The following is a 26382-nucleotide window of genomic DNA, read 5'->3' on the forward strand; positions in this document are numbered from 1 at the left end:
CGGCTGTTCCAGACGTCGCGTTAGGGTAAGGCATCGGAACGGTCACCGCGTCGCGACGAGGAAGAAGCGCGGGAACGGCAGCAGCACGGTGCCGTCTTCAAGCGCCGGGTAGCCCTTCGTCAGTTCTTCGCGATAAGCGGCGAGGAAAGCCGTTTGCTCGTCCGCGTCGAGCGGCTTCAGAAACGGGCGCGCCCCGGTGCCCTTCACCCACTCCACGATGGCGTCGTGGCTCTCCATGACGTGCAGATAGGTCGTCCGCCAGATGTCGACGCGCGATGCATATGGCTTGAGCAGGCGGTAATACCATTCCGCGCGCGGCAAAGGGCTTCGGACCTTGATCGCCTTGCCGAGCTTCGCGACATAGGCGGGCGTGGCCGCCACCGCGCGAAGGCTCGCATGCGACGGCTCGCCGAGGTTGTCCGGCATCTGCACGGCGAGCGAGCCGCCTTGCGAAAGCCGTTCGGCGAGCCTTGGCAACAGCCGCTCGTGCTGACCGACCCATTGCAACGACGCGTTCGCATAGATCAGATCCCATGGCCCCGGTTCGCTCCACTCCTCGATGCGACCGAAACGGAACTTCACGCCGGGAAGGCGCTTCCTCGCCGCGTCGAGCATGTCGGCGGAACTATCCACGCCGACGATGTCGGCTTCCGGGAAGCGCGCGGCGATGAGTTCGGTGGAATTGCCCGGCCCGCAGCCGAGATCGGCGGCCCTCGCGATCACATCGGCCGGAACGGCGTTGAGCAGGTCGCGCGCGGGGCGCGTGCGCTGATCCTCGAATTTCAGATATTGCTCGGACGACCACGGCATGCACGCCTCCGATTGCGCCCCGCTCAGGCGTTCGGCGCGTGCGGGAAGCTTATCATGCGTCGGGACGTCGAAAAAAGCCGCTGTTCAGGGCTTGCGGAAAAAATGAAGCGCGGTGTCGCCGTAGACGCGCGTATCGACCTGCTCGAAGACTTCCGGCAGCGCGACAGCCACGTCTGCGCGCTCTTCCAGCACGCAAATCGCGTCCGGCGCGAGCCAGCCGCCGTCGAGCGCGGCTTTCAACGCAAGTTCGCCGAGGCCCTTCGCATAGGGCGGATCGGCGAAGACGAGTTGAAAGGGCTGCATCGGCGCCGCAACCCCGAGCTTCGTCGCATCGCGCCGCCAGAGCTTGCTCGCGCCCGTCAGCCCAAGCGCCTCGATGTTCTCGCGGATGGCGCCGCGTGCCGCCGCCTCGTCCTCCACGAACAGGCAATAGGCCGCGCCGCGCGAGAGGGCTTCAAGGCCGAGCGCGCCCGTGCCCGCGAAGAGGTCGAGCACCCGCGCGCCTTCAAGCGGCGGGCCGTCGACGCCGTGCGCCAGAATATTGAACAGCGATTCGCGGACGCGGTCCGAGGTGGGCCGCGTCGTCATGCCGTCGGGCGCGGCGATGGCACGCCCGCGAAATCGCCCGCCGACGATCCTCACGCCTTATCGCCCCGCGGTTTGCGCGGGCCACCGCCCGTGGCCGGCTTCGACGGGCCAGCGCGCCGGGTGAAAGGTTTGCCGCCCTTGCCGCCAGCGCCGCCGCCGGGCTTGCCGCCGCGTGCGCCGAACGACTTGCGCGCGCCGAAAGATTTGCGTTCGCCGCCTTCGCCACCACTGCCGTCCCGTGCCGGTGCATCACCGGACCTGGCCCCGAAAGGCTTGCCGCCCGCAGCGCTCCGGCCCGAAAACGACTTCGCACCGTCTCGTGTACCGAACGGCTTCTTGCCGAACGACCGCCCACCGCCCGACGCGCGTTCGCCCTCCCCTTGCGGGGCACGGTCACCGAAACCTTCGCGGCGGTCGCGGAAAGGCTTGTCGAAGCTCTTGCGCTCGCCGCCCGCGCCCGCGTCGTTGCTGCGGCTCCGGTAGGCGGGACGCTCGCCGCCCGCACGGTCGGGCCGTGGCCCGCGCGCAGTATCGCCGCCATCCTCCGACCTGCGAAAGCGCGGCCTGTCTTCGCCCGCGGCCCGCGAAGGCCGCTCCGCGCGGTCTCCCTCCCGTTTTCGGAAAGCCGGGCGGTCGCCCCCGTCGCGAGGGCCGAAACTCTTGCGCTCGCCGCTGCCTTCGCGCGGACGGAAGCTCCGGCGTTCGCCGCCCTCGCCATCTTTCGCGAAACGCGCGGGGCGCTCGCCATCGCTGCGGCTGCGGAACGCCGGGCGCTCCGCACCATCTTCACGGCGCACGAACGGCCGACGTTCGCCGCCCGCATCGCCGTCGCGCGGCTTGCGCTCGAAGCGGCCCTCGGGGCGCGCATCGCGGTTGAACGGGCGGCGCTCGCCACGCGCATCGCTCGGACGCGACGGCCTGCCCTCGCCACCCTCCTCGCGCCTTTTGAAGCGCGGCGCCGCATGCTCCTCTGTCGTCGCGTCGATCCGGGGCGCCCATCCGCGCGTCGGCGCGTCGCCGCCTCGATCCGCGCCGCTCTCCGCCTCGCGCCGCCGGAATGGCGGACGGTCGCCGCCGTCCGTACGAGAAGGACGCTCCGACCGGGCGCCGTCGCGTTTGCGGAAAGCGGGACGGTCGCCCGCATCACGGGGATTGAAGCGGCTCTCGCCCTCCCCTTCGCGCCGTGTCCGATACGGCTTGCGCTCGCCGCCATCGCCGTCTCTCGCGACACGGGACGCGCGGTCGCCTTCGGCGCGGCTGCGGAACGCCGGGCGCTCCCCGCCGCTATCCTCGCGACGCGCAAACGGACGACGCTCACCGCGGTCGCCATCGCGCGGCCTGTCGAAACTCCGTTCGCCCCGATCACGCGGGGCGAACTCGCGCTTTTCTCCGCGCTCTGCGCGCGGCGGCTTCGGCACCGGCACGAGTTCGACGATGGGGGCTTCCGTGGCGTCTTCGGACAGCACGCGCCGCTGCCGCATCTGCGGCTCATCGACGACGCGGCGCGGACGCTCCGGCTCGTCCGGCTTGCGGCGCAGATAGGTCGGCTTGCCGCGCGAGGGCGTCGGAAGGCGCTTTTCCTCGCGCACGACCTCGCGGCGAACGCCGAGCGAGCGGGCGAGGCGCGGGCCAAGTTGGTCCTTCAGGACGCTCGTTTTCACTTCCTCGACCTGGCCGGGTTCCAGATCGCCGAGCATAAACGGGCCGAACGAGATGCGAATAAGCCGGTTCACCGTAAGGCCGAGGTGCTCCATAATGCGGCGCACCTCGCGGTTCTTGCCCTCGCGGATCAGGAGCGTGATCCAGACGTTGTCGCCGGTCTCGCGTTCGAGCGACGCTTCGACGGGGCCGTAATTCACGCCCGCGATCTTCACGCCGTCCTTCAGCTTGTCGAGCGACGCCTGATCGATTTCGCCGAAAGCGCGCACGCGATAGCGGCGCGCCCAGCCGGTCGACGGCAGTTCCATATGGCGCGCAAGCTCGCCGTCGTTGGTGAGGAGCAGCAGCCCTTCGGTGTTGAAGTCGAGACGCCCTATTGAGATGAGGCGCGGAAGGTTGTCGGGCAGCGCCTCGAACACCGTCGGGCGGCCTTCCGGGTCCTTATGGGTCGTCACGCGACCCTTCGGCTTGTGGTAACGCCACAGGCGCGGCGGCTCGCGCGCGGGCAGCGGATGGCCGTCTACGGCGACTCGGTCGGCGGGTGAAACGTCCAGCGCGGCGCTTTCTATGATCGAGCCGTTGACGGAAACCCGCTTTTCCCCAATCAGAACTTCAGCGTCTCTTCGAGAGCAAAGCCCTGATCTGGCTATGACTTTTGCGATCCTCTCGGCTCCCGCATTGTCCTGATCGCGTGTATCGTTCGGTGAAGGCATGATGTGAACCAATAAAAAAGGCTAACCTTCCGAAAACCGCAAATGATTCGGCGAGGTTAGGAGACAGAGACATGCGGCGAGAGAGGATTATAAAGGCTGTCAACAGTTTGCGGGAAGCCCTTCATGCCGCGCAGATTCGTGAATTGCTGCGAGTCGCTCGAACCGGCCAGCAGGCCGATGGCGTGAACCGCACACAACGCATACTTCTCGCATATAACGAGTTCACGCGCCACTATCAGCAGTTCGGCGACGAAGAAAAAGACCTCATGACATTTTTCGGGCTTAACCCGCTGCTGGATCTGGCTTTCTGGTCGAGCCTCATCGATGGCGAGCAGGCCGTGAACCGGAAGCTTCTGTCCGATGTCGACGTCGGTGCGTACAACGTCATCTTCGTCATGCCGAAGCTGCGCGAACTCCTCACGCGCGACACCGACAAGGGCGAACTCGTCATCGCCGACGCGCAGGGCGTGGAGCGCGAGATCAGGCGCGTGCGCGTGCTGATCGCTGAGAAGGAGCGCTCGCTGACCGATCCGCAGATCGTCATCAACGTCATCCGCTCCATGGACGAGCTTTACGGCTCCCTGTCCGCGCTCCATCCCGATATGGGCGTGAGCCTTGCCATCGGCTCCATCGACTCGGGCGGCGCGAAGTCCTTCGATTTCTTCGGCGCAGGCGTCGTCATGGACGACCTTAGCACGCTGCTCGTCAACGTCTGGGACCGTGTGAAATACTCGCCCGAAGAGAATTTCCGCTATCAGATCGAGGTGGCCATGATGGCGGCGGGTTTCGTGTCGCGCATCAAGGAGGCGCAGGCCCAGCAGATCATCGGCGAGGAACTCGCGCAGCGCACGATGCGCGTCGTCGCGAAGTCCATCGAGACGCTGTTCCGCTCGGGTGCCTATACGGAGGAGATGGACGCCGGCCGCGAGGTGCGCGCAAGCACCGTGCTGAAGCCGCGCACGCAGCTCATCGAGTTCAAGCATGAAGACCGCGCCGACGTGAAGCGCGACGATGCGCGGCTTGAAGCGCCCGGGCCGTCAGCCGTGCCGATGCCGAAAGCCGCCGACATCCTGCGCGATCTCCAGGATCAGCTCGACCTCAAGGAAACCGCCGAGGCGGCGTGACCGCGCCGAGATCGACAGAAGACAAATCCCGGCCGATGTGCCGGGATTTTTTTTGTCGCGATCCATTCTTGTTTTTATTCTAACGCGTTGTTTTTTATAGATTATCTTTCTTAAACCTCTTAACCGGTCCGGCAACTTGTTATATAGTCGCCAGAGCCCCGCTTGGGCTTGCGCGATTTTTAACGCTGGGTTGTTGCGATGGCTGTTCAGAAAAAATCGATGATAAGGAGTGGAATTGGCGCCATCACCTCGCTGATCGGGATCGTGTTGCTCGTTCTCGCCGTTCTCCGCTGGCGCCAAATCGAGTGGCCCGCGATGCTGTGGCTCATCGCCTTCTTCGTTCAGACGGCGATCCGTGCGCCTTACTCCATCCGCAACGCGAAAAACACGATCTCGACTTCACAGAAGGATGCCGTCGAAGTGGCGCTTCTTATGGGGATGTTCGCCACGATGATGGTTCTGCCGCTTCTCTACCTCGGGCTCGGTGTCTTCGCGTTCGCCGATTACGGGCTGCCTGAATGGGCGGCAGCCGTTGGCGCGGCGCTCATGGCGATTTCGCTCTGGATCTTCTGGCGTTCCCATGCCGATCTTGGCCGCAACTGGAGCCCCGGCCTCGAAGTGCGGGATGGACATGAACTCGTGACGAACGGCATCTACGCCCGCATTCGCCACCCGATGTATGCGGCGATCTGGGGAGCCGCCGCCGCACAGCCTCTGCTCGTCCAGAACTGGATCGCGGGATTTCTTGTTCTTCCGGCTTTTGCTCTGATGTGGTTCATTCGTGTTCCGAAAGAGGAAGCGATGATGCGGCGGCAGTTCGGCCCGGCCTACGACGCGTATTGCGGCAGAGCCGGACGGCTGTTTCCGAAGGGATTTGCGTAAAGGGGCAGGCTCAAGGCGCGTGAAACCGAACAGATACATGCGGGAAGCGCTGACCGAAGCGGAGCGCGCCGCCGCTTTGGGCGAAACGCCGGTGGGTGCCATTGTCGTCGCGCCGGATGGAACGATCGCGGGGCGCGGTCACAACCTTGTCATCTCGGTGCGCGATCCTTTCGGTCACGCGGAGATGCGGGCGATCCGGCAAGCCTGCGAAGCTGCCCAGAGCGAGCGCTTGCCGGGATACGATCTCTACGTGACGCTGGAACCATGCACGATGTGCGCTGCGGCGATTTCGTTCGCGCGAATAAGGCGGCTGTATTTCGGCGCGTGGGATGAGAAAGGCGGCGCGGTGGAAAACGGCGTGCGCTTCTTTTCGGCGAGCACATGCCATCACGCGCCGGAGATTTACGGCGGGATCGCCGAAGCTGAGGCTGCGGAGTTGCTGCGAGCCTTTTTTCGGGAGCGTCGCGACGAGCGCGCTCAGGTCAACGCGTCGCGAACGCATCGGAATTGAAAAGGGAGGGTTTCCGTACCCTACCGACTATTTCGGTGCCCGCTTCGCAAGAATGCGCTGAAGCGTCCGGCGATGCATGTGCAGACGGCGCGCCGTCTCGGAGACGTTGCGATTGCAAAGCTCGTAGACGCGCTGGATGTGCTCCCAGCGAACGCGGTCGGCGGACATGGGGTTTTCCGGCGGCTTCGGCTTCGTCTCGCCGGATGCGGTAAGCGCCGCGAGAATGTCCTCGGCGTCTGCCGGCTTCGACAGATAGTCCACCGCGCCGAGCTTCACGGCCGTGACGGCGGTGGCGATGTTGCCGTAGCCCGTCAGCACAAGGGAACGGCAATCCGGCCGCGTCTCCCTGAGAAGCTTGATGACTTCAAGGCCGTTGCCGTCGTCCAGCCGCATGTCTACCACCGCGTAGGCGGGAGCGGCTTCGCGAATCGCCTGCTTGCCGGCTTCAAGCGTGTCGGCGGTGCGCACGGCATAGCCGCGAGCCTCCATGGCTTTCGCAAGCCGCGAGAGGAACGGCTTGTCGTCATCGACGATCAGGAGCGAGTTGTCTGTCCGTAGGTCCGGACTTGCGAGAGTTGCCATGAGCTGCCCATTTACCTTTTTGTCACATCTCACATTGTGTCGCACTATACGCCACAAAAATGCGACGCACAAAATTTAAGCGACACAAGCCAAATCTTTCCTGCAACTTACAGCGCTGCAGCAAGTCTGTCACGCGGCCAGGAAATCTCAACGATTGCGCCCGTCTCGGGTGCCGGACGGTTGGCGATACTGATTGAAGCGCCCGAACGCTCCAGCAGCGTTTTCGCGATGAAGAAGCCAAGCCCCATGCCGTGCTCCTCGTCCTCCGCCTCGGCGCGTGGCCGGTTCGTGACATACGGTTCGCCCAGGCGATTGAAGACCGTCGGATGAAAACCGGGGCCGTCGTCGGCGACACGCACCTTGACCTCCTCGGCGTTGTAGGTGGCATCGACCGTGACGCGCGTATTCGCGAATTCGGCAGCGTTGTCGATCAGATTTTCCAGGCTGTGCATCAGCCCCGGATTGCGCAATATGATCGGCTCGGAAACCGATTTCCCGGCCGGAGACGTGTCGCCGACCGTCACGATGATGTCGGTTTCCGGCGTTCTCAGCGGCGCCACGACCTCTTCGAGCAGATGACGCAGGCGCATCTGCGAGAAGATTTCGTCCTGCTCCTCCTCGCGACCCGCGCGAGAAAGCTGGCTCAGGATCTCCCGGCAACGCGCGGCCTGGGTCTGAAGCAGTTCGATATCGTCGCGGATGGGGGCGTCTTTCGGGATTTCGCGTTCGAGTTCGCGGGCGACGAGTGTGATCGTCGAAAGCGGCGTGCCGAGTTGATGCGCGGCGGCGGCGGCGAGGCCGTCGAGCGCGGTGAGACGGGTTTCCCGCGCCAGAACCATTTCGGTCGCGGAGAGCGCCTGCGCCATCTCGCGAGCCTCCTGTTCGATGCGCCACGCATAGATTGCCATGAAGACGATGCATGACACGACGGCCGCCCACAAGCCGACCTGATAATCAGTCGGAAGCACCGGCGGCTCGCCCGCCCAGGGAAGCGGCCAATGCCATATCGCGAGGATCGTCGCGAGCACCACGGTCAGCGCCGCAAGCGAAGCCGTAACGCGAAGTCTCTGGGTGGAGGCCGAAACGGCGACCGGCACGATCAGAAGAAATATGAACGGATTTTCGATGCCGCCGGTGACGAGCAAAAGCCCGGTCAACTGGAGCATGTCGAAGCACAGCAGGGCAGCGGAATAGCGGGTGGAGAGGAGTTGCGAGCGCGGAAACGCCACGCTCAGCACAACGTTGAGCGCAGCCGACAAAAGAATGAAAACGAAGCAGGCAACGAGAGGCACCGGGAATTTGAACCCGTAATACAGAAGCAGGATCGTGCCCGTCTGTCCGGCCACGGCGAACCATCGGTGCCTGATCGTCGTGCGAAGACGCAGGCGGCTCGCCTGTGCACGAGGGCTGTCTGCCGGAAAGCGCAGGATGTCCATGAGTTGAACCTGTTTACTTGGCGCTGCCAGCCGCGTTAGATCGTAACGGCAGCACGCTTTCTTACGTCATCGACGGCAAGTGAGTTGTGCCGCGACGACCCTTCTATGCCAAGCGCGGCCGAAATCAATGGCGTTCCCTATTCAATCGATGGAGTACACCATGAAACGCAGCTCCGTAATCGTGATAGCGCTCGCCCTTCTCGGGGCCGGGGGGGCGGGACTTTATGCATGGTCGCCCCCCGCGATTACAGGCCCAAGCGAGACAAGGCCGCTGATCGGCGGCGCTTTTTCGCTTGTCGACACGAACGGCAAGCGCGTCACCGACGCCGACTTTCGCGGCAAATTGATGCTGGTATTCTTCGGATACACTCACTGCCCGGATGTCTGCCCGACCGGGCTTCAGCAGGCGGCGGATGTGCTTGCGAAACTCGGGCCCGATGCGGGCGAGGTCGTGCCGGTGTTCATCAGCGTCGACCCCGCTCGCGATACGCCATCGGTCATGAAAAGCTATGTCGAGCAGTTCGACCCGCGCATCGCAGGATTGACCGGCGACGCGGCAGAGGTGGCCACCGCCGCCAAGGCTTACCGCGTCTATTATCGCAAGGCGGGGAGTGGCGACGACTATTCCGTCGATCACTCCGCTTACGTGTATTTGATGGATCGTAACGGAAAGTTTATTACGAATTTCATGTTCAACGCCCCCGTCGATGTAATGGTCGACGGACTTAAAAAGCAGATCGCCGCCGACAATGCGCGAGACGCAATTGCGCCCCCGACTAAAAGTTAATATCGATACGCGTTCTACCCGCGTACCCTTGGAGTTGTTCATGGATCGACTTTTGTGAGGTCGATCTTTGACGCGATTGGCGGGTTGTCCTTCCAATCAAGCATTTCGAGGGGAGGATCCGGTGCTTTATCATCTCTATGAGCTGGGCCACGCGGCCATGTCGCCGGCTCGAATGGCAGCAAGTTCCACGCGCCTTATGATGCGAAATCCGCTCAATCCCCTTTCCTATACCGAGATGGGACGCAACGCGGCCGCCGCGGCCGAACTCGTCGAACGGACCACCCGCCGTTACAAGAAGCCGGCCTTCAACCTGCGCTCATGTACCGTTGGCGGCCAGAGCGTCGCGATTGCAGAAGAAGTCGTCTGGAGGAAGCCGTTCTGCAACCTCATCCATTTCAGGAAGGCGATGCCGGAAGGTGCGCGGCATGATGCGCCCCGCGTTTTGATGGTCGCGCCGCTTTCAGGCCATTACGCCACGTTGCTGCGTGGCACCGTTGAAGCGATGTTGCCTCACGCAGACGTCTACATCACGGACTGGACCGATGCGCGGCTGGTGCCGCTTCGCGAAGGCGGGTTCGATCTCGACGACTACGTCGATTACATCATCGAAATGATCGAGCTTTTCCATGGCGACGTGCATGTGATGGGCGTCTGCCAGCCGGGTGTGCCCGTCATGGCGGCGGTGGCGCTGATGGAAGCGCGCAACCATCCTTTCGTGCCGAAAAGCGTTATTCTGAAGGGAAGCCCCATCGACACGCGCGTCAGCCCGACGGCTGTCAACCGGCTCGCCGAGGAGCGCGGCACGAACTGGTTCCGCCGCACCGTGGTGACGTCCGTGCCCTGGCCGAACGAAGGCGCGGGGCGTCTCGTCTATCCGGGATTCCTGCAACTCACGGGCTTCATGGCGATGAACCTTGACCGCCACGTGAAGGCTCACAAGGATCTGTTCTTCGATCTCGTGAAGGGCGACGGAGACTCGGTCGAGAAGCACAAGGAGTTCTACGACGAATATCTCGCGGTGATGGATCTTGCCGCCGAGTATTATATCCAGACCATCGACCAGGTCTTCGTAAAACACACCTTGCCGAAGGGAGAGATGCGCCATCGCGGTCATCTGGTGGACCTCTCGGCCATTCGCCGGGTGGCGCTCATGACGATCGAGGGCGAGAAGGACGACATAACCGGACGCGGCCAGACCGAGGCGGCGGTTCATCTTTGCACCGGGCTGCCGGAAACGAAGAAACAGCATTACACCCAACCGGGCGTCGGCCACTACGGCATCTTCAACGGCTCGCGCTATCGCACCGAAGTCGTGCCGCGCATTTTCTCCTTCATCGCCGACCATGACGAGGGAGGCGATTCCACGGATGCGCGCGGAGGAAGCCTCACCCGGCTCTGGCATCCGTTTGCAGGCGAAGGCGAGGAAATCGGCGCGACAGCCGGCGAACGCGCGGAAGACTGCGAAAAGATCTCTTCAACGGTCTTCGAGGCTGCCTCTGCCTGACCATGCAGCGCGCCCGGCTCAATCAACCGGGCGCGCCATGCTTTTTGAATGCGACGCATGTGTTTGCGGCCATGAAACGGTGGCGGCTCAAAATCCGAAAGGCCGCGCCATCATCCGGCTCGCCGAGGAGGGTCAGCGCGTCGATGCGAAACGGCTCCCGCAGGATCGGCGCGAGATGCGGCTCCAGCGCTCGCCGAACGGCTTCGCCGTCGCCTCGCTCAAGGGGCCCGGCGAGGGAGATGTGGAACCGAAATGCGCTCAGCACATAGGGGTAGCCGAAATCCTCCAGATACGCCCGTTCGCGCCCCGTCATCGTGTCGATCTCGCGGGCGGCGCGATCCGCGCCGGTGAGCGGCGCTCGGAAGCGGTCGAAATGCGTCACGCATTCGGCGGCGAGCCAATCGACGGCGGCGGTTTCATCGCCAGGTGCCAGAACAACGTAACGCTGATGCCGCATGAAGGGCAGCGACGCAGCCTGCGGCGCGCGTCGCACCTTGCAGAACGCGTCGAGCGCGCGTTGCATATCCTCGATGGTCATGCCTTCGCGGAGACGGAACGGCGCCTTGAGCGTGGCATGCAGGCCATACCGCGCAGGCGCCCGTTTCGCGCGCTCGGCGAGAGCGGGATCGAGACCGAAATTTTCGCCCCCGAACCAGGCCGAACCGAACGCATCGAACGCACTGCCCGGTTCCGGCGTCCAGTAGATCGCATAGCGGCGGAAACGGTCTGTCATTCTTGATCCAGCTTTTCGTTCGACGCGGCTTCCTGACCTGAGCGAGCGCTTCACTCGCCCAGGAAACGCTTCGACACCGAGCGTTCCGCTGTAAGATGAGCGGCGTATCGGATGCGGAGGGATTTCGTGAGCGACACGACCAGAAAAGACACGGCCATCCGTGCCGACTATCCTCATCATGCGCCTATCCAGACACGCTGGATGGATAACGACGTTTATGGCCACGTCAACAACGTGACGTATTATTCCTATTTCGACACCGCCGTGAACCGCTATCTGATCGAGGCGGGCGCGCTCGACATCGAGAAAAGCGCCGTAATCGGTCTCGTGGTCGAAACGTCATGCCGTTATCGCGCGCCGATCACCTTCCCGGAAGCGGTGACGGCGGGCATCCGCGTGGCTCGCATCGGATCCTCGTCGGTGCGTTATGAAATCGGTCTGTTCCGCGAAGACGAAGACATCGCCTGTGCCGAAGGCCACTTCATCCACGTCTATGTGGATCGCGCGACGCGCCGCCCCGTGCCGTTACCTGATGGGTTGAGAGCCGCGCTGATGCCGCTGCGGGTATCGGAGACCTGATGGGTTGGCCCCTTCCGGACCAGGCCAGCCGCCGCCCCGGAGAACCTTCCGAAAAACAAGACCACGCTGCGGCGGCCGAACCGCAACGTGGTTGCCAGAAGGCATCCGTGAGCGTCGCAGATCCCCCCGGAAGACGACTCTCGCGGACTTGACGTTACGAATGGAGTCAGGCGGCCTTTTCGCCCTTCCTCATCGGAATGATGTAGGGGCGCTGGCGCCACAGTTCGCGCGCGGCCTTTTCGGCGTGGAACGGGCTGGCGAATTCGCGGCCTTCGAGATCGTTGAAGGCGTGGAGCGCAGACAGAAACCGGAAGGTATTCGGCTCGTGCTTCTGACGCACGATGATACCCACGGCGTTGCCTTGCAATTCGATGACGTATGCGTCGGACATGGAAGTTCCCTTCGCCGGAGAAAACCGGCGTTTCAAGCTGAATGAGGTCTTTGAAAACGCTGGAGCGCTACGCGCGGGAACACATCGCGGTGACGGCCGAGAAGTGCCGGAGGGAGTGTTTATGCATGATTTTGTTCTGCATTGTCTTTCGGACCCGATGCGATGTGGCGAGAACATCTCACAGTGCTTCGCCCGGATCAAAGATTTTATTCGCGTGTGAAAGGGTGTAGAGCCAGGAAGGAGCAACAATTTTTCCGATAGCGCGACTATATATGCAACAATTCTAGCGCAAACCTTACGGAGCCGCGAAAAGGCGGAAAAACCTGACAAAAAAGCAATATTTTTTCGCAGACCGGTGCAATTAAAGACCTAAAGCGAAAATTATTCTAGATCGCACTATGCCGCAGAGAATAGGCTCAGCGCATCGGTCGGCGCACGCAGCATCTCCACGGCTGCCAGCACCTCACCGCTCGCGCCGCTGTTCACGAAGAGCCGTCGAAGAAAGCGTCGATAGCGGACCGGACAGATAAGACCAGGCCGGGGGCTTCAGGTTCGGAAGCGCGGCTGCGCAACTCTCAGGCACCCGAGAGCACGCGAAGCGATGCGCCGCGGGCGATGCAAGCGCGCGATGACGCCAATGGGGGCGATCCTCCACCGCGATCGGCACCGTCTCGAAGATTGTTTCCCACTCGTTCCAGCGATGGAAACCGGCGAGGTTGTCCGCGCCCATGAGCCAGACGAAGCGAGCGCGCGGCATGCGGCGCCGGAGGTGGCGCAGCGCCGCCGCCGTGTAGGCCGTGCCGATGGCCGCCTCGAAGGCCGTGACCTCGATCTTCGGATGGCGCGACACGGCGCGAGCGCGCGCGATGCGCTCGGCGAGCGGCGCCAGTTCGCTGTGATCCTTCAGCGGGTTTCCCGGCGTCACCATCCACCAGACGCGGTCGAGGCCGAGCCGCTTCATGGCGTTGAGGCTGATGAGCCGATGCGCGGCATGCGGCGGATTGAACGAACCGCCCAGAAGGCCGATGCGCATGCCCGGCGCAGCATGGGGCGGCCTCAGATCGGCATCGCTGATCCCGGCGGGGCGGGTCATGCCGGGCGCGTCTGCCCGTCGCCGCGCACCACATATTTGAAGGTGGTCAGTTGTTCCACGCCGACCGGCCCGCGCGCGTGGAAGCGTCCCGTCGCGATGCCGATTTCCGCGCCCATGCCGAACTCGCCGCCATCGGCGAACTGTGTCGACGCATTGTGCAGCACGATGGCGCTGTCCACCTCGCGCAGGAAGGTTTCGGCCGTGGCTGTGTCCTCTGTGACGATGCTGTCGGTGTGATGCGAGCCGTAGCGCTCTATGTGCGCGATGGCTCCCGCGACGCCTGACACAACCCTCGCGGAGATGATCGCGTCGAGATATTCCGTCGCCCAGTCCTGATCCGTGGCGGGAACGACGCGCGCATCGACCGCGCGCACAGCCGCGTCGCCGCGCACCTCACAGCCCGCGTCGAGAAGCGCAACGACGAGCGGCGCAAGCAGGCGATCCGCCGCCGCCTCGTCCACCAGCAGCGTTTCCGCCGAGCCGCAGACGCCCGTCCGCCGCAGCTTGGCGTTGAGCACGATGGCACGCGCCTTCTCCGGGTCGGCGGCCTTGTCGACGTAGACGTGGCAGATGCCTTCGAGATGCGCGAATACCGGCACGCGCGCTTCCTTCTGCACGCGCTCGACGAGGCTCCTGCCGCCACGCGGCACGATCACATCCACCGCGCCGTCGAGCCCTTCAAGAAGAAGCCCGACAGCCGCGCGGTCGGTGGTGCCGATAAGCTGGATCGCCGTTTCGGGAAGACCGGCAGCGCGCAAGCCTTCAACGAGGCAGGCATGGATCGCGCGGTTGGATGCGATGGTTTCCGAGCCGCCGCGCAGAATAACGGCATTGCCAGCCTTCAGCGCGAGCGCGCCCGCATCCGCAGTCACGTTCGGGCGGCTTTCGTAGATCATGCCGATCACGCCGAGCGGCACACGCACGCGGCTGATGCGAAGGCCGTTGGGCCGCTCCCATGCCGTAATGGTCTCGCCGACAGGATCGGCGAGCGCCGCGATATCTTCGAGGCCCTTCGCCATGGCTTCGACGCGGGCGGGCGTCAGCGTCAGGCGGTCGATGAAACTTTCCGGGCGACCCGAAGCGCGGGCCGCCTCCTTGTCTTCGGCGTTGACTTGGAGGATATCGTCACAGCGCGCGCGAAGAGCCGCCGCCGCCGCAAGAAGGCCCGCGTTTTTCTGCTCCGTTGGCGCGAGAGCCAGCGCGCGGGCCGCTTTTCGCGCGTCCCGCCCGATCGCGAGAAGTTCGGTTTTCAAAAGGCGCTGGTCGAGTTTCGTGTCGGCGATGGCGAGCGTCATGGCTTCCGTAAGGGTCGGAGTTCAAGACTCCTTATTAAGCGCAACGCTGCGTTCTGCCAACCGGCTGCGCAAATAGAGGCGGGCTTCGTCGAACGCCGCCCGTGTCTCGAATCCTCGCGCGGGGAGCGCGATCCCCTGCCGCTCGCCGAAAACGACCACAATCGTCTCGGGCAGAAACGCCGCGTTGGAAACCTGTTCCCAACCGATCAGACCGCTCGCGCCGCTTTTCTCCCATTGAATGCCGTCATGGCGAAGATCGAACGCGACCGGCTGCTGCGCCATGCCGCTTTTCCGAAACGCCGCTTTCTCGATGAGGTTGGCGCGAACGACAACCTCCACCGCAACGAGAACGCCCGCGAGCGCCACCGCGAACCAGAGCGACCCGTTTTGAACAGCCGTCAAAGGAAGCGCGATGATGAGCACCGAGGAAAGCACGGTGGCCGCAAGCAGATGCAGGCCGAACCGCGTCAGGAAGCTTTGCCCCCGCAGCGTTCTTGCGATGTCGAGATAATCGCCGAGTGCGTAAATATAGCTCGCCTTCATCCCCTGCCCGCCGCATCGATTGGAGCGTCGACGCCCTCACTGCCTCTTGCGTCGCGTCGTCCGAAAAACCGCGCAGCGCTTTCCGGCGATGCTTAATCGAGGTCGTGCAGCAGCGCCAGATCGTCGCGATGGATCAGCGCGGCCCTGCCTTCGTAACCGAGCGTCGCCTCGATCTCGTGCGAATTGCGCCCGGCGATGCGCGCGGCCTCGTCGGCGCTATAGGCGATGAGCCCGCGTCCGATCTCCGCTCCGTGCCCGTCGCGGACGATGACCGCCTCGCCGCGCTCGAATGCGCCGCTTACGCCGGTTACGCCCGCTGGCAACAGGCTGCGGCCGGAGCGGAGCGCACGAGCTGCGCCGTCGTCGATGAGCACGACCCCCTTCGGCTCAAGCGTGCCCGCGATCCAGCGTTTGCGAGCCGCGACCGGGTTCGCCGAAGCGAGAAACCATGTGCAGGGCGCGCCGTTGGCCAACGCGCGCAGCGGATGATGCCCTTTGCCGCTCGCGATCACCATGTGGGTGCCCGCAGAGACGGCAAGCTTCGCGGCGGTGATTTTCGTCACCATGCCGCCGCGTGAAAGTTCCGTGCCCGCGTCGCCCGCCATGGCCTCGATTTCGGGCGTGATCTGCGTCACCACGCCGATGTGCTTCGCGTCGGGGTTCTTTGCAGGCGGCGCGGTATAGAGGCCGTCGATGTCCGACAGAAGCACGAGGCAGTCCGCCGTCATCATGGTCGCGACACGCGCCGCGAGGCGGTCATTGTCGCCATAACGGATTTCGGCGGTGGCCACCGTATCGTTCTCGTTCACCACGGGAACCGCGCCGAGTTTCAGAAGCGTCGCGATGGTGCTGCGGGCGTTGAGATAGCGGCGGCGCTCTTCGGTATCGCCCGGCGTCACGAGGATCTGCGCCGTGGTGATGCCGCGCTCGCGAAACACCGTCTGATAGGCGTGCGCGAGCGTCACCTGTCCGACCGCCGCCGAGGCTTGCGCCTCTTCGAGCTTGAGCGCGCCGGGAGCGAGCCCCAACGCGCGGCGCCCGAGCGCGATGGCGCCCGACGACACGAGAATGACTTCGCGCCCTTGCGCCTTCAGCTCCGCCACGTCGTCGCCGATGGCTTCAAGCCACGCCTTTTTCAGCGTGCCCGTTTCACGGTCGGTCAGCAACGCCGAACCGATCTTGACCGCGATGCGGCGTGCGTTTTGCCATTCGGGCCGCGTGTCGATTGCAGCGCGCGCGGCATGTGTCTCGGAGAGCGTCATGATGGCCTGAAAAACGCCGAATTGCGCCGCCCGTCAAGCCGGTTGCGTTTGAGGCCGTTTGGACGCGGCGGCGGCTGCGAAGGACAGCGGCAGCGCGGTCGTGAACTTGATCTGCTCCATCGCAAAGCTGGAACTGACGTCTGTCAAGTCGATCTGCGAGATGAACGCCTTGTAGAAGCGATCATAGCTCGCGATGTCGGGCACGACCACGCGAAGCTGATAATCCACGGCGCCGCTCATCCGGTACGCCTCGACGATCTCGGGGAAGCTTGCCACCACTTTCTGAAACCGTTCCAGCCAGACGGCATTGTGCTGATTCGTCGTAATGGCGACGAAAACGGTGACGCCCGCGCTGACGCTCTTCGGATCGAGAAGCGCGACGCGGCGCTGGATTACGCCGTCCTGTTCGAGCTTCTGGATACGCCGCCAGCACGGCGTCGTCGACAGACCGACCTTCTTGCCGATTTCCGCGACAGGAAGCGTGCTGTCTTCCTGCAAAATGGTGAGAATTTTGATGTCCATCAGGTCGAGCATGGGCAAATCCAGTAAATTCTTTCTGCAATGCGCCTGTCTGCGCAATCAGTGCCCACACTACAATTGATCGACGGCCTTGACTAGAATATTTTTTCCCAACGTCCCCTGCGTTAAATAGTCACCTTCAGGCCGTCATCGGCCACCATGCAAACGCGCGTATCGATGTGACCCAGCGCCGCGAGCATTTCGTCACTCATATGGGTCAGGAGATAACGCTTTGCGCCAATGGACGGAAATTTCGCCGCCAACCTCAGATAGTCGAGATGCATGTCGACCCTCGTGCTGTACGTCGAACATTCGACGAGATACAGATCCGCGCCGCGACCTGCCGCGATCACGCCGCCGCAAAACCCGCTATCCCCGGAAAAGCTGAATTGCTTGTCGCCGTCGCTGACCGACAAGGCGAGCGAGGGCGAACCGGAAAAATGGTCTACCTCGAACGCCTCTATCAGAAGGCCGCGCCATTCGACGGCGAAACCCGGATTAAGGTCGCGAAAGAGAATCTCGAACCCCTTCTTCCCGCCTAGAATGCCTGGGTAGACGCATTCCATCAGGTTCCCGAATCGATTTTCGATGCCGGGGGGGCCGAGGATTTCCATCGGCTTGTCCGACCGGTCGATGAACATGCGTTCGAGAATGAGGGACGGCAGGCCGCCGAAATGATCGCCGTGACAGTGCGAGATCAGGATCGCGTCGACATCGGCGGCGCGGATGCCGGCCTTTTTCAACGCGTGCGGCGAAGTCGCCCCGCAGTCGATCATGAGGCGGCCGTGTGAAGTATCGAGAAGATAGCAGCTGTTGAACCGGCCGCCGGAGGCGAAAGCGTCGCCACAGCCAATGACTGTCAGATCCATACGAGCCTCATGCTTTGGATGAAGGACGGGCGGAAACATCGGCATACCACCGGGCGAAATGCGGCACACCTTCGGGCACGGCAAGCCGGGCGGGCTTCATGAAATCCGTCGCGACCATGGCTGTAATGTCGGCGACGGAAAAACGCTCCCCCGCGAGGTACGGCGTTTCGGACAGCCTGCGATCGAGGGTGCGAATGATGTCGGAAACGCGCGGCTTGTTGGCCTCGGCCCAAGGGGCGACCTGCGGAACCTCCAGGCTCGCCATCGCCGGGTGGGTATGCCGGAAATAATGCATGACCGGAAAAAGGAAATTTATCTCCGCAATGCGATTCCACATTTCGATGGTGCCGATTTCGAGCGGGGTCTGCCCCAAAAGCGACGGTTCGGGTTGCAGCGCCTCGAAGTAACGGCAGATGGCCATCGATTCACAAATTGCCGTTCCGTCGTCCAGAACAAGAACAGGAACGCGCTGCACCGGATTAACCCGGCCGAACGCCTCCGACTTGTGAGCGCCGGTCATGATGTCGACGTCCTGGTAAGGAACCGCGATGGCTTTTTCAGCCAGAAACACACGGACACGGCGGGGATTTGGTGCACGCTTCTCGTCGAGGATCTTCATTTTTTTAACCAGGCTCCGCGAAAGTCTCAAGTGTCGCGGAACAAAAACGACCTTTCAAGCGGATAAACAAATATCAACGCAATATTAGCACTTTGGCGCGATCCTTCAGGAACGGCGCGTGCCTTGGGCAGCAGAGCGCAGAACTCCCTCCAGAAAAGTGGATGATGGGTTGATGAGTACCGCTCGTTCCTTGAGATGGCGTCGATTCAAGCAAAATACGAGCAACGTTGTTCCGCAACAGAGTGAACCCCCTGCGGTCAAGCACGATTTCGCCTACGACCTGTTGATCATGTTCGTACGCAACGAAACCGTTGCTGCGTTGACCGTTCCCATTCTCGCCATTTTCGTCGCCGCCACCATGCTGAACTGGGCGGCGGAGCCGCGTCAGCTTCTCCTTTGGCTTGCGACCATCTTCATTTCCGAGGGCATACTTCTCGCCCTCTGTCGGCGCTTCAAGCGCCAGCCACGCGAGACAGTCGATCTCGTGCAATGGCGGCGCAACCTTGCGGCTGCTGAATTCCTTTACGGCGTCTGCTGGGCGGCCGTGGCTTTCACCCCTTTCGTGGTGCAATCCCAGGCAGCTTTCTTCTTCCTGTTTGCGGCGCTGACCGTCGTTACCGCGATCAGGATGATGTTCGCCGCCTCCGTGATGCAGATCCTGCATGCCGGGACGGCGCCGGTAACGGGCGCGCTCGTTTTGCGCTTCCTGATGACGGGCGAGCCCTTTTACTGGGCCCTCGCGGTCGTTGCGGTCGGCATCCACTTCTACTTCGTCTTCCTCGTGAAGAACCTCCAGCGGACCGCGCTTTCGATGCTCGATTACCGCGCGGAGAAGGACAGGCTCATCGATGAACTGGAGAAGGCGAAAGCCGCCTCCGACGAGGCTCGCGTAAGGGCGGAAGCGGCTAACGTGGCCAAGTCGAAGTTTCTCGCCAACATGAGCCACGAGCTTCGCACGCCCCTCAACGCGATCATGGGCTTCTCCGAAATGATCAAGGATGAAGTTCTGGGCCCGATCGACAACGAGAACTATCGCTCCTACGCCGCCGACATCCACGAGTCCGGCAGCCACCTTCTGAAGCTCATCAATGAGATCCTCGACCTGTCGCGCATCGAGGCCGGCCGATACGAGCTGACCGAAAAGCCGATCGACGTCGCCGCGACAGCGCTCGAAAGCCTGCGGCTGTTGCGCATCGATGCGCACGCGAAGAACCTGCGTGTCGTGACCGACTTCCGGCCCGACATGCCGCGAATCATGGCCGACGAGCGCGCGGTCCGTCAGATCTGCCTGAACCTCCTTTCCAACGCGATCAAATTTACGCCCGAAAGCGGCCTGATCGCGGTTCGGGCGGGTATCCTGCCGAGCGGCGAGGCTGTGCTTTCCGTGCGCGATAACGGCCCCGGCATTCCGGAAGAGGAAATCTCGCAGGTGTTGCGTGCTTTCGGGCAGGGATCTCTCGCGCTCAGGACCGGCGAAAGCGGAACGGGCCTCGGACTTCCCATTGTCAGCGGCCTGGCCGAGCTTCACGGCGGACGGTTCGAGCTTCGCAGCAAGCTCGGCGTTGGCACCGAAGCTTCGCTCATTCTGCCGAAGGCCCGCGTCCTGCCAGCCGTGCCCCAGCCGCGAAAGCCCGCGCCGGCTCCGCAACCGGCCCCGACCGCCGATGCGGTTCCGTATCTGATACGCGGCGCCGCCTGACACCTTAGCATTCCGCCAGGATCGCGTGAAAATGGCCGGGGTTACCGGCCATTTTCGTTCTGGCCCTGGCGCTTATCGCGTCTGCTGGCCGCTTCTAGTATCGGGAAGATTGCGCACCTGATCGCTGTTCAACCTTAGCTTGATGCGGTCCGCCATCTGCTGAAGCTCGTCGGAGGTGATGTTCACCACCCGCTCGCCGAGACCGAGCAAGCGGCCGATCTCGATCTTGACCGACTTGATGCTCCCGTCGGACGCGCGGTCGACCTGCACGACCTTGCCGAGATTGACACCGTCGGCGCTGAACACAGGCATGTTGCGCATGTCCGACTTGCCGGATTGCGCTTGCTGTTGGCCCTTGCCGTTATCCGCCGGTGCGTTACCCGATGCGTCCATGCGGCCGCCTTGCGCCGACGCCATCATGCCGGGATACTGCTTCGCGGCGGCGACGATCATCTGACACGAAGGCGGAAGCGACGAAACCTTCTGCCCCATGCAGGCATCACGGTTTTCCGCGTCACCGCATTGCGTGCGGATCGCGGCGCGGCAGGAATCGGCGACGTCGCGGACGGCGGTCTGCATGGATCGGGACACGCGCCGCAGCGTGAAGCGGCAACGGCGGCTCAACTGGTCCGAGTAGGCTTCCATGCAAGAGGCGATGCGCCCGCGCCCGGGCGTCACTTCTCCGCAGAAACGGTCGATGTCGTCGCCGCACGCGTCCTCGATGCGGCCCATGGCCATCGCAACGCGGTCGCGAAGCTCGGAGCGGGACAGGCGGTCGAGGATGTCGTCGCGGCGGCTGGTGCGGGAGCCTTCATCCATGCCGCCGCTCGATCCTTCGCGCCGCTGCATGGCCCCACCCGTCGGGCCTCCCCCCATATCCATCTGCTGGCCGCCGCCGCTCTGGCCGCGCTGCTGCTGCGGCTCCTGACCCATCGCGGAAAGCGGCGTCAGCGCGAGCGCCGCCACAAGAAGCACTGCTTTGTACATGGTCGTTCTCCGTATTGTTTGCTGTCGGTCCTCCCCGCCCCGACCCGGCTCGAAGCTCACGACTGCGTCGCGGCTCGTCCGATTTTCAGAAAAATCGCCGTTCAGAGTTTTCCGTCGTCGTCGTCATCGTCGCCTTCATCGGAGTCTGGCGCGACCCGATCCTGAATCCGCGCAATCAGAAGCCTGACCTCTCCGTTTTTCCGCAGCCTTTCAAGAATGAGTTCGCGGATATCGTCGCTCCGGTCAGCCATGCGATTGGCACCGGACTGAAGGCGCTCTTTGATGCCTCCCTGCATTTCACCGCGCATCTCGTCACGCATGACGCTCCGGCCCGGGCAATCGCCGCGTCCCATCATCCCGGCCCGATCGCGCATGCGATCCATCATGTCGCTGCGCGGAGCGCCCCATCGATCGTACATACCGCCCTGCATGCTGCGTTCACGCATGGCCTCGACCAGCATCGCGCGCAATTCCGCGCGGGCCTCGGGGTCGGCCAGCATTTCGCGGAGAGCGGCGCGCCGCTCACGCCTTTCATAATCGTCGCGCATGCGATCCCTGAGGCGTTCGCTCCATTCGCCGGCGCGTTCACTCATGTCGGCGCGCGCGCCCGAATAGTCCGAGGCGTCCCAACCGCCGGCGGACGCAGATACAAGCGGTAGACAAAGTGCGCAAGCGGCAACTAGAAAAGCCGCCCCCGATAGCATCGATTGTCGTCTCATGGCTGATTTCCTCTGCTCCCAAACTGCGTTGATGCGATTTAGGGCAAAAAGTGCCGTGGAAGTCCACGATACTTGGAGGAATATCGCGGAACAGGCGACGATTAGTGAAGTATTGTATAATAGAGTATTTCCTTTAGTCTCCATTTTTGGAAAATTGGTGTGTTTCATCCAAGACCTCTTCGCGGTGCGGCGGAACCGCAGCCGAGCCAGGCGCCTTCATGACGAAGGCGCAATGACCGCGCGGAAAACCTCGACATTTGCCTCGGGCGTGGATATGCGATGACCCGGGTGAAAAGGGCGATGGCTGCAATCGGAGTACCAGCGCCGTCGCGATCGAGCGCGGGCGCAAAGGGCTTCTTCAAACGGCCCGGCACAAGACGACCTGCCCAAGCGTTGTGAAACGCTTTGATGTGGCGCGACGTCCGGAGCGACCTGTGTAGGGCGCTCGTTCAATTCCCTCGGCCTCGGGAAGGGTGGATTCAGGAAGTTCCAATGGCAACGACATATTCCCTGCAAAATATCCTCGCGCCCGACACCGGCGACGCGCGCCAGCGCCCTTACGACCGGGTTCTCGTGCGCGACCTCGTTTTGCCTGCCCGTATCGGTATCTGGAACGAGGAAAAAGGCATCGAGCAACGCGTGCGCTTCACGGTCGAGCTTTCCGTGCTCCCGGGCGCGCATCGGCCGGGCGATCTGTCGAGCGTCGTGTCATACGATTTCATCATCGACGGAATTCGGGACGCGGTGGCCGCGGGGCACGTCCTTCTGACCGAGACGCTGGCCGAGCGCGTGGCCGAGCATTGCCTCTCGCACCGGCGCGCGATGGAAGTGCGCGTCGTCGTGGAGAAGCTGGACCGCGTCCCCGGCGCCTCGCTCGGCTGCGAGATTATCCGCTTTCGTCCACATCAACCTTGACGTGCGCCGTGGATATCAACCGCCACCCATGATAGAGCGTTCCGGTGCGGAGGATTGCCCATGACGAACGCTGGCGCGCAGATCACGCTGAACGTGTTTTCGAATTGCTCGGAAGTGGATGTCCGAAAAATCCCGTTGCAGGAGACGGTGGAAAGCTTCGTTGCCTGCTTCGGCAGCGACGCAGTCGCGCGGACGCGCTATTTCGTCGACCCCTTTCCCTTCAAGCGGAGCTACGATGCGCTTTGCCGGCGGATCTCGGAGTTTCACAAGCCGCTCGGCCCCTTCGAGATTCATTACACATATGGCCTCGCCTTCGGTTATCGCAAAAGCATCGTGCTGAGCGAGACGGATTACGCCTTCCAGCTCGAACATGACTGGCGTTTCAACGCGCCGCTGATTCAGCATTCGATCGAAGATCTGCTTGCAGCCATGCGAACGGGCGGGATCGATCACCTCCGTTTCAACCTGCGTGCGAACGCCGTCGACCGGTACGATGTCGAACTGGAAGAGGCGAATTTTGCGTCCGTGCCGATGCTGCGCACGCCGATGCGATCCAACAACCCGCATCTGATCCACATCCCCACCTATCGCGAGAAATGGCTGCACCTGATCGACCCGGCGCGTGGCAAGTCGCGAGGCGTCGAGGAAAATCTCTGGCGCGTTCCGAACTCCGCGATCTACGGACCGCTGAACCATCCCGCCACGATCGAGCACAACGATGGACGCAGGCGCCTTCGCAAGCTCGGCAAGCGGCTTGGAAAGCCGACCTTCAATTTCCTGATCCGCAGCGGCGCCATGGAGGCGGCCTTTACGGTCGAGGATTTCCTGAAGCGCCGCCTCGGGCACGCCTGAAGCGCTCCCCGGTGGATTTGGACGCTTTCAAGCGCTCTTCAGCCCGCTTGCGGGCGGCCATGGTCGCCCCCTTCAGCGGTCAATAACCATCGATCTGCCGGTAGTACTCGTATTGAAGCGAGAAGATCGCACCGAGCACGCCCGCCGCGATGGCGATGTTGCGCCCCCCTTCGAGAGCGCTGAACTTGAACCTGCGCATATCGAACGGTGCGAACAGCGGCGCAACGATCAGCTGGAGGACACCGCGCACGAACCGGGACGCGACCTCCGGCCCATGCTTGCGCAGCGCGGCACCGAACCCTTTCGTCTCGCGGTAATGGGCAAACTTCCGGCCACCATGCGCAAGGCCCCGCGCAACATACCGCCTGTAGGTCAGGCGCGAGCGGTGCACCTCGTCCATCACCACCGGCAGGCGCGACCAGGCGACAACGGCGCCCTTCGAGCGCGCACGGGCGAAAAAGTCTGTATCTTCGCCGCCCGCCAGCGCGAGGCGCTCGTCGAAACGCAGCGCCATGCCTTCGGGGCGGATCAGGCGCGCTGAGAACATCACGCCGCATGTCCCGGCGGAGCCCCGGAGTCGTTCGGAGAGGGGCGTATCTGTCTCCACCAGCTCCACCACCCCCGTGTCGCCGGTCGCCCAGAACGGCGGCGGGTCCGGAAAGATCGGCACGATGTGCGGCTGCACTACGTCCGCGCCGTCGCGCCTCGCCGCATCGAGATGTTTCGCGAGAAATGTCGGGTGTGCAACCTGATCGTCATCGAGAAACACGACGTGATCTGCATTCATCGCCAGCGCCGCGTCGAGTACCCGGTTGCGAGCCATTGGGATGCCGCGCCTTGGCTCGTGAATATATCGGACGGGAAAATGGGACGCGGCGGCGCAGGCCTCGACAATAGCCTTGCATGCGGGCGCGGTGTCGTTTTCCACGACAACGATGCGCACGTCATGACTGTCGACGCCTGTCTGGGCGGCAACCGAGCGGATACAGCGCTCCAGCATTCGGGGCCGCCTGACCGTGCAGATGCCGATGCAAATCGTGGCGGGCGAAGGCGGCGCGTCTTGTCGGATGTGCGCGCCTGGCGAAAGTGCGGAGGAGCGGGGCGCTTCCGCAATGTCGATGACAGGTGTTGATCCCATGGGGGTTGCATAACGGGCGCTGCCTGCGCGAGGCTTGCCCGGCGAACGCGGCGACATAACGACCGAGGGAAAGGGTTCATTCCGGCGGGCGGTTTGGCGTCGGCCTAATCGGCGGCGACGTCCTCGCTCACGTGCTTCGACGGAATGCGGATCACGGCCTTCAGGCCGCCGAGATTGCTTTTGTCGAGCGTAATGTCGCCGCCGTGGCTCCTCACGATGTCGCGCGCGATGGCGAGTCCCAGCCCGGAGCTTTTCTTGTTCTGGTTGCGAGCGGCGTCGAGGCTGTGGAACGGCCGGAACACGACTTCCCGCTTGTCGGCCGGAATGCCGGGTCCGTCATCCTCCACCACGACCGTAAGCCAGCCGTGCGAACGCAGCGCGCGAATCTGGATCGTGTTCGCGTAGCGCGTTGCATTGGTGACGAGGTTCAGCACAGCGCGCTTGAACGCGTTGCGGCGCAGCGCCACGATCAGCGGATTCTGCCGCACGTCGAGCCGAAGCGTCTTGCCAGGCTCTTCCACCGCCGCCTGCAATTCTTCGAGAATGCTGCGGACATCGACGCGCCGGATCTTCTCGCCCGCGGCACCCTTCGCGAAGGCCATGTAATCTTCGAGCATTTGCTGCATCTCGTCGACGTCGCGCTTCAGCGCTTCGATCTGCGGTGCGCGCATCATCGCAAGCTGGAGACGGAAGCGGGTGAGGATCGTGCGCAGATCGTGGCTCACGCCCGCGAGCATGATGGTACGCTGTTCGACGTGGCGCTCGATGCGGTCGCGCATGTCGAGAAAAGCTTGCGCCGCAAGCCGCACCTCGCGCGCGCCGCGAACCCGGAAATCCGGTGGCGCGGGGCGTCCACGCCCGAAACGGTCTGCGGCATCGGCCAGCGCCAGGATCGGGCGGATCTGGTTCCTCAGGAACAGGATGGCGACAATGAGCAGGATCGTCGCCGAGGTCACCATCCACACGATAAAGAAATGCGTGTTCGACGGGATGAGTTGCGCGCGCTGGGCAAGCACCCGCATCACCGCCCCGTCAAGCTTGATGCGGACTTCGATGTAGTTCGACGAGCCGACCGTATCGATCCAGTACGGCCTGTTGATGCGGCGGCTGATTTCCCCCGAAAGGTAGCGGTCGAGAAAGCCGAAGAATGGCTTCGATCGTGTAACCGGCAGTTGATCGCCGGGAAGGAAGCGGACCGAAAGCGAGAGGTTTTCGCGCGCAAGACGGGAAAGGCGGTCGAGATCGTCCGGTGTTTTCGCCGTCATTGCCTCGTAGGTATCGGCAAGCATCGCGATATCCTGCGCGGTTGCGACAGACAGGCGGCGCGTCACGACCTGCCAGTGCCGGTCGAGGAAGACGAAGGCAAGGATCGATTGAAGGATGACGATCGGCGCGATGATGATGATGAGCGCACGCGTATAGAGGCCCTTCGGCGCGAGCGAGCCGAGAACGGAAAACACGCGCGAAAGGAATGGCGCGCGCGCCAGAGGCTCGCCTTCCTGCGCCACGGAGGGCGTGACGGTGGCGGCTGTGCCGCTTGCCTTATCGGTCAGGTCCAGCGAAATGGCCCGTA

General features: G+C 63.2%; 28 protein-coding genes. 10 read left to right on the plus strand and 18 right to left on the minus strand.

Annotated features, from left to right (window positions below; genetic code table 11):
• Positions 1 to 42: 42 nt before the first annotated feature.
• The 3 genes from tam to QM659_RS01110 form a co-directional block, all read right to left on the minus strand.
• On the minus strand, positions 43 to 810 hold the full coding sequence (tam, locus tag QM659_RS01100; RefSeq protein WP_303485545.1) for a trans-aconitate 2-methyltransferase: 768 nt from the start codon (positions 808 to 810) through the stop codon (positions 43 to 45).
• Between the two features lie 84 nt (positions 811 to 894).
• Complete coding sequence (gene rsmD / locus QM659_RS01105) at positions 895 to 1452, minus strand: 16S rRNA (guanine(966)-N(2))-methyltransferase RsmD (RefSeq protein WP_415187055.1); 558 nt, start codon at positions 1450 to 1452, stop codon at positions 895 to 897.
• Entirely contained in the window at positions 1449 to 3770 is a 2322-nt protein-coding gene (locus tag QM659_RS01110; RefSeq protein ID WP_415187056.1) for a pseudouridine synthase, read from the minus strand. The genes rsmD and QM659_RS01110 overlap by 4 nt, the downstream gene beginning before the upstream one ends.
• A gap of 182 nt (positions 3771 to 3952) precedes the next feature.
• Between QM659_RS01110 and QM659_RS01115 the strand changes: the two genes are divergently transcribed.
• The 3 genes from QM659_RS01115 to QM659_RS01125 all read left to right on the plus strand — a co-directional run bounded on the left by QM659_RS01115 (position 3953) and on the right by QM659_RS01125 (position 6287).
• Complete coding sequence (locus tag QM659_RS01115; RefSeq protein ID WP_415187057.1) at positions 3953 to 4894, plus strand: hypothetical protein; 942 nt, start codon at positions 3953 to 3955, stop codon at positions 4892 to 4894.
• A gap of 219 nt (positions 4895 to 5113) precedes the next feature.
• Entirely contained in the window at positions 5114 to 5776 is a 663-nt protein-coding gene (locus QM659_RS01120; protein WP_415187058.1) for a protein-S-isoprenylcysteine O-methyltransferase, read from the plus strand.
• Between the two features lie 37 nt (positions 5777 to 5813).
• The gene (locus QM659_RS01125) at positions 5814 to 6287 is read left to right on the plus strand and encodes a nucleoside deaminase (RefSeq protein ID WP_415187156.1); all 474 of its coding nucleotides are present in this window, start codon (positions 5814 to 5816) and stop codon (positions 6285 to 6287) included.
• A gap of 27 nt (positions 6288 to 6314) precedes the next feature.
• Here the strand turns inward: QM659_RS01125 and QM659_RS01130 are convergent, their stop codons facing one another.
• Both QM659_RS01130 and QM659_RS01135 read right to left on the minus strand, forming a co-directional pair.
• Positions 6315 to 6869 (minus strand): ActR/PrrA/RegA family redox response regulator transcription factor, encoded by a 555-nt coding sequence (locus QM659_RS01130; protein WP_127077418.1) that lies wholly within the window; start codon positions 6867 to 6869, stop codon positions 6315 to 6317.
• Between the two features lie 107 nt (positions 6870 to 6976).
• On the minus strand, positions 6977 to 8305 hold the full coding sequence (locus QM659_RS01135) for an ActS/PrrB/RegB family redox-sensitive histidine kinase (RefSeq protein WP_303485528.1): 1329 nt from the start codon (positions 8303 to 8305) through the stop codon (positions 6977 to 6979).
• Positions 8306 to 8465: 160 nt separating this feature from the next.
• Between QM659_RS01135 and QM659_RS01140 the strand changes: the two genes are divergently transcribed.
• Positions 8466 to 9092 (plus strand): SCO family protein, encoded by a 627-nt coding sequence (locus tag QM659_RS01140; protein ID WP_415187059.1) that lies wholly within the window; start codon positions 8466 to 8468, stop codon positions 9090 to 9092.
• Between the two features lie 121 nt (positions 9093 to 9213).
• Positions 9214 to 10596 carry a polyhydroxyalkanoate depolymerase gene (locus QM659_RS01145; RefSeq protein ID WP_415187060.1) on the plus strand — a complete coding sequence of 461 codons (1383 nt, stop codon included), beginning with the start codon at positions 9214 to 9216 and terminating at the stop codon, positions 10594 to 10596.
• Positions 10597 to 10618: 22 nt separating this feature from the next.
• Here the strand turns inward: QM659_RS01145 and QM659_RS01150 are convergent, their stop codons facing one another.
• Entirely contained in the window at positions 10619 to 11329 is a 711-nt protein-coding gene (locus QM659_RS01150; protein ID WP_415187061.1) for a DUF1045 domain-containing protein, read from the minus strand.
• Positions 11330 to 11440: 111 nt separating this feature from the next.
• Between QM659_RS01150 and QM659_RS01155 the strand changes: the two genes are divergently transcribed.
• Positions 11441 to 11908 carry an acyl-CoA thioesterase gene (locus QM659_RS01155; protein ID WP_415187062.1) on the plus strand — a complete coding sequence of 156 codons (468 nt, stop codon included), beginning with the start codon at positions 11441 to 11443 and terminating at the stop codon, positions 11906 to 11908.
• A 166-nt stretch (positions 11909 to 12074) separates the two neighbouring features.
• On the opposite strand, the gene QM659_RS01160 is transcribed toward QM659_RS01155, so the two are convergent.
• Complete coding sequence (locus QM659_RS01160; protein WP_037232354.1) at positions 12075 to 12299, minus strand: hypothetical protein; 225 nt, start codon at positions 12297 to 12299, stop codon at positions 12075 to 12077.
• Here QM659_RS01160 and QM659_RS01165 point away from each other — a divergent pair.
• On the plus strand, positions 12298 to 12519 hold the full coding sequence (locus QM659_RS01165) for a hypothetical protein (protein WP_415187063.1): 222 nt from the start codon (positions 12298 to 12300) through the stop codon (positions 12517 to 12519). The two genes, QM659_RS01160 and QM659_RS01165, sit on opposite strands and share 2 nt — an antisense overlap.
• A gap of 243 nt (positions 12520 to 12762) precedes the next feature.
• On the opposite strand, the gene QM659_RS01170 is transcribed toward QM659_RS01165, so the two are convergent.
• The 7 genes from QM659_RS01170 to QM659_RS01200 all read right to left on the minus strand — a co-directional run bounded on the left by QM659_RS01170 (position 12763) and on the right by QM659_RS01200 (position 18499).
• The gene (locus QM659_RS01170) at positions 12763 to 13392 is read right to left on the minus strand and encodes a nicotinate-nucleotide adenylyltransferase (protein WP_415187064.1); all 630 of its coding nucleotides are present in this window, start codon (positions 13390 to 13392) and stop codon (positions 12763 to 12765) included.
• Complete coding sequence (locus tag QM659_RS01175) at positions 13389 to 14687, minus strand: glutamate-5-semialdehyde dehydrogenase (RefSeq protein ID WP_415187065.1); 1299 nt, start codon at positions 14685 to 14687, stop codon at positions 13389 to 13391. Before QM659_RS01175 ends, QM659_RS01170 begins: the two co-directional genes overlap by 4 nt.
• 21 nt (positions 14688 to 14708) lie before the next feature.
• Positions 14709 to 15230, minus strand: coding sequence for a YcxB family protein (locus QM659_RS01180; protein WP_415187066.1), 522 nt, complete (start codon positions 15228 to 15230; stop codon positions 14709 to 14711).
• A 92-nt stretch (positions 15231 to 15322) separates the two neighbouring features.
• Positions 15323 to 16492 carry a glutamate 5-kinase gene (gene proB, locus QM659_RS01185; RefSeq protein WP_415187067.1) on the minus strand — a complete coding sequence of 390 codons (1170 nt, stop codon included), beginning with the start codon at positions 16490 to 16492 and terminating at the stop codon, positions 15323 to 15325.
• 33 nt (positions 16493 to 16525) lie between these two features.
• Positions 16526 to 17026 (minus strand): Lrp/AsnC family transcriptional regulator, encoded by a 501-nt coding sequence (locus QM659_RS01190; protein ID WP_127077427.1) that lies wholly within the window; start codon positions 17024 to 17026, stop codon positions 16526 to 16528.
• A 110-nt stretch (positions 17027 to 17136) separates the two neighbouring features.
• Positions 17137 to 17880, minus strand: a complete 744-nt coding sequence (locus QM659_RS01195) for an MBL fold metallo-hydrolase (protein ID WP_415187068.1) — start codon at positions 17878 to 17880, stop codon at positions 17137 to 17139.
• A 7-nt stretch (positions 17881 to 17887) separates the two neighbouring features.
• A complete protein-coding gene (locus tag QM659_RS01200; protein ID WP_415187069.1) occupies positions 17888 to 18499 on the minus strand; it encodes a glutathione S-transferase in 612 nt (203 codons plus the stop codon).
• Positions 18500 to 18788: 289 nt separating this feature from the next.
• Here QM659_RS01200 and QM659_RS01205 point away from each other — a divergent pair, with 289 nt between their 5' ends.
• A complete protein-coding gene (locus QM659_RS01205; RefSeq protein ID WP_415187070.1) occupies positions 18789 to 20198 on the plus strand; it encodes a sensor histidine kinase in 1410 nt (469 codons plus the stop codon).
• Between the two features lie 72 nt (positions 20199 to 20270).
• Here QM659_RS01205 and QM659_RS01210 read toward each other — a convergent pair whose 3' ends face one another.
• Entirely contained in the window at positions 20271 to 21185 is a 915-nt protein-coding gene (locus QM659_RS01210) for a PRC-barrel domain-containing protein (RefSeq protein WP_415187071.1), read from the minus strand.
• A 101-nt stretch (positions 21186 to 21286) separates the two neighbouring features.
• On the minus strand, positions 21287 to 22072 hold the full coding sequence (locus QM659_RS01215) for a hypothetical protein (protein ID WP_415187072.1): 786 nt from the start codon (positions 22070 to 22072) through the stop codon (positions 21287 to 21289).
• A gap of 324 nt (positions 22073 to 22396) precedes the next feature.
• On the opposite strand from QM659_RS01215, the gene QM659_RS01220 reads away from it, so the two are divergent.
• On the plus strand, positions 22397 to 22819 hold the full coding sequence (locus QM659_RS01220; protein WP_415187073.1) for a dihydroneopterin aldolase: 423 nt from the start codon (positions 22397 to 22399) through the stop codon (positions 22817 to 22819).
• 60 nt (positions 22820 to 22879) lie between these two features.
• On the plus strand, positions 22880 to 23671 hold the full coding sequence (locus QM659_RS01225; RefSeq protein ID WP_415187074.1) for a hypothetical protein: 792 nt from the start codon (positions 22880 to 22882) through the stop codon (positions 23669 to 23671).
• Positions 23672 to 23750: 79 nt separating this feature from the next.
• Here QM659_RS01225 and QM659_RS01230 read toward each other — a convergent pair whose 3' ends face one another.
• Positions 23751 to 24866 carry a glycosyltransferase family 2 protein gene (locus tag QM659_RS01230; RefSeq protein WP_415187075.1) on the minus strand — a complete coding sequence of 372 codons (1116 nt, stop codon included), beginning with the start codon at positions 24864 to 24866 and terminating at the stop codon, positions 23751 to 23753.
• 47 nt (positions 24867 to 24913) lie between these two features.
• Entirely contained in the window at positions 24914 to 26317 is a 1404-nt protein-coding gene (locus QM659_RS01235) for an ATP-binding protein (protein WP_415187076.1), read from the minus strand.
• Between the last annotated feature and the right edge of the window lie 65 nt (positions 26318 to 26382).

It is taken from the genome of Rhodomicrobium sp., from assembly GCF_047605405.1.
GTDB classification, from domain to species: Bacteria; Pseudomonadota; Alphaproteobacteria; order Rhizobiales; family Rhodomicrobiaceae; genus Rhodomicrobium; species Rhodomicrobium lacus.

What these genes read in the sequence shown, in the direction of transcription:
- tam (WP_303485545.1), bottom strand. Translation starts at nt 810, where the DNA reads ATGCCGTGGTCGTCCGAGCAATATCTGAAATTCGAGGATCAGCGCACG.
- QM659_RS01110 (WP_415187056.1), bottom strand. Translation starts at nt 3,770, where the DNA reads ATGCCTTCACCGAACGATACACGCGATCAGGACAATGCGGGAGCCGAG.
- QM659_RS01120 (WP_415187058.1), top strand. Translation starts at nt 5,114, where the DNA reads ATGATAAGGAGTGGAATTGGCGCCATCACCTCGCTGATCGGGATCGTG.
- QM659_RS01125 (WP_415187156.1), top strand. Translation starts at nt 5,814, where the DNA reads ATGCGGGAAGCGCTGACCGAAGCGGAGCGCGCCGCCGCTTTGGGCGAA.
- QM659_RS01130 (WP_127077418.1), bottom strand. Translation starts at nt 6,869, where the DNA reads ATGGCAACTCTCGCAAGTCCGGACCTACGGACAGACAACTCGCTCCTG.
- QM659_RS01135 (WP_303485528.1), bottom strand. Translation starts at nt 8,305, where the DNA reads ATGGACATCCTGCGCTTTCCGGCAGACAGCCCTCGTGCACAGGCGAGC.
- QM659_RS01140 (WP_415187059.1), top strand. Translation starts at nt 8,466, where the DNA reads ATGAAACGCAGCTCCGTAATCGTGATAGCGCTCGCCCTTCTCGGGGCC.
- QM659_RS01150 (WP_415187061.1), bottom strand. Translation starts at nt 11,329, where the DNA reads ATGACAGACCGTTTCCGCCGCTATGCGATCTACTGGACGCCGGAACCG.
- QM659_RS01155 (WP_415187062.1), top strand. Translation starts at nt 11,441, where the DNA reads ATGCGGAGGGATTTCGTGAGCGACACGACCAGAAAAGACACGGCCATC.
- QM659_RS01165 (WP_415187063.1), top strand. Translation starts at nt 12,298, where the DNA reads ATGGAAGTTCCCTTCGCCGGAGAAAACCGGCGTTTCAAGCTGAATGAG.
- QM659_RS01160 (WP_037232354.1), bottom strand. Translation starts at nt 12,299, where the DNA reads ATGTCCGACGCATACGTCATCGAATTGCAAGGCAACGCCGTGGGTATC.
- QM659_RS01170 (WP_415187064.1), bottom strand. Translation starts at nt 13,392, where the DNA reads ATGACCCGCCCCGCCGGGATCAGCGATGCCGATCTGAGGCCGCCCCAT.
- QM659_RS01175 (WP_415187065.1), bottom strand. Translation starts at nt 14,687, where the DNA reads ATGACGCTCGCCATCGCCGACACGAAACTCGACCAGCGCCTTTTGAAA.
- QM659_RS01180 (WP_415187066.1), bottom strand. Translation starts at nt 15,230, where the DNA reads ATGAAGGCGAGCTATATTTACGCACTCGGCGATTATCTCGACATCGCA.
- proB (WP_415187067.1), bottom strand. Translation starts at nt 16,492, where the DNA reads ATGACGCTCTCCGAGACACATGCCGCGCGCGCTGCAATCGACACGCGG.
- QM659_RS01190 (WP_127077427.1), bottom strand. Translation starts at nt 17,026, where the DNA reads ATGCTCGACCTGATGGACATCAAAATTCTCACCATTTTGCAGGAAGAC.
- QM659_RS01195 (WP_415187068.1), bottom strand. Translation starts at nt 17,880, where the DNA reads ATGGATCTGACAGTCATTGGCTGTGGCGACGCTTTCGCCTCCGGCGGC.
- QM659_RS01200 (WP_415187069.1), bottom strand. Translation starts at nt 18,499, where the DNA reads ATGAAGATCCTCGACGAGAAGCGTGCACCAAATCCCCGCCGTGTCCGT.
- QM659_RS01205 (WP_415187070.1), top strand. Translation starts at nt 18,789, where the DNA reads ATGTTCGTACGCAACGAAACCGTTGCTGCGTTGACCGTTCCCATTCTC.
- QM659_RS01210 (WP_415187071.1), bottom strand. Translation starts at nt 21,185, where the DNA reads ATGTACAAAGCAGTGCTTCTTGTGGCGGCGCTCGCGCTGACGCCGCTT.
- QM659_RS01215 (WP_415187072.1), bottom strand. Translation starts at nt 22,072, where the DNA reads ATGAAACACACCAATTTTCCAAAAATGGAGACTAAAGGAAATACTCTA.
- QM659_RS01220 (WP_415187073.1), top strand. Translation starts at nt 22,397, where the DNA reads ATGGCAACGACATATTCCCTGCAAAATATCCTCGCGCCCGACACCGGC.
- QM659_RS01225 (WP_415187074.1), top strand. Translation starts at nt 22,880, where the DNA reads ATGACGAACGCTGGCGCGCAGATCACGCTGAACGTGTTTTCGAATTGC.
- QM659_RS01230 (WP_415187075.1), bottom strand. Translation starts at nt 24,866, where the DNA reads ATGTCGCCGCGTTCGCCGGGCAAGCCTCGCGCAGGCAGCGCCCGTTAT.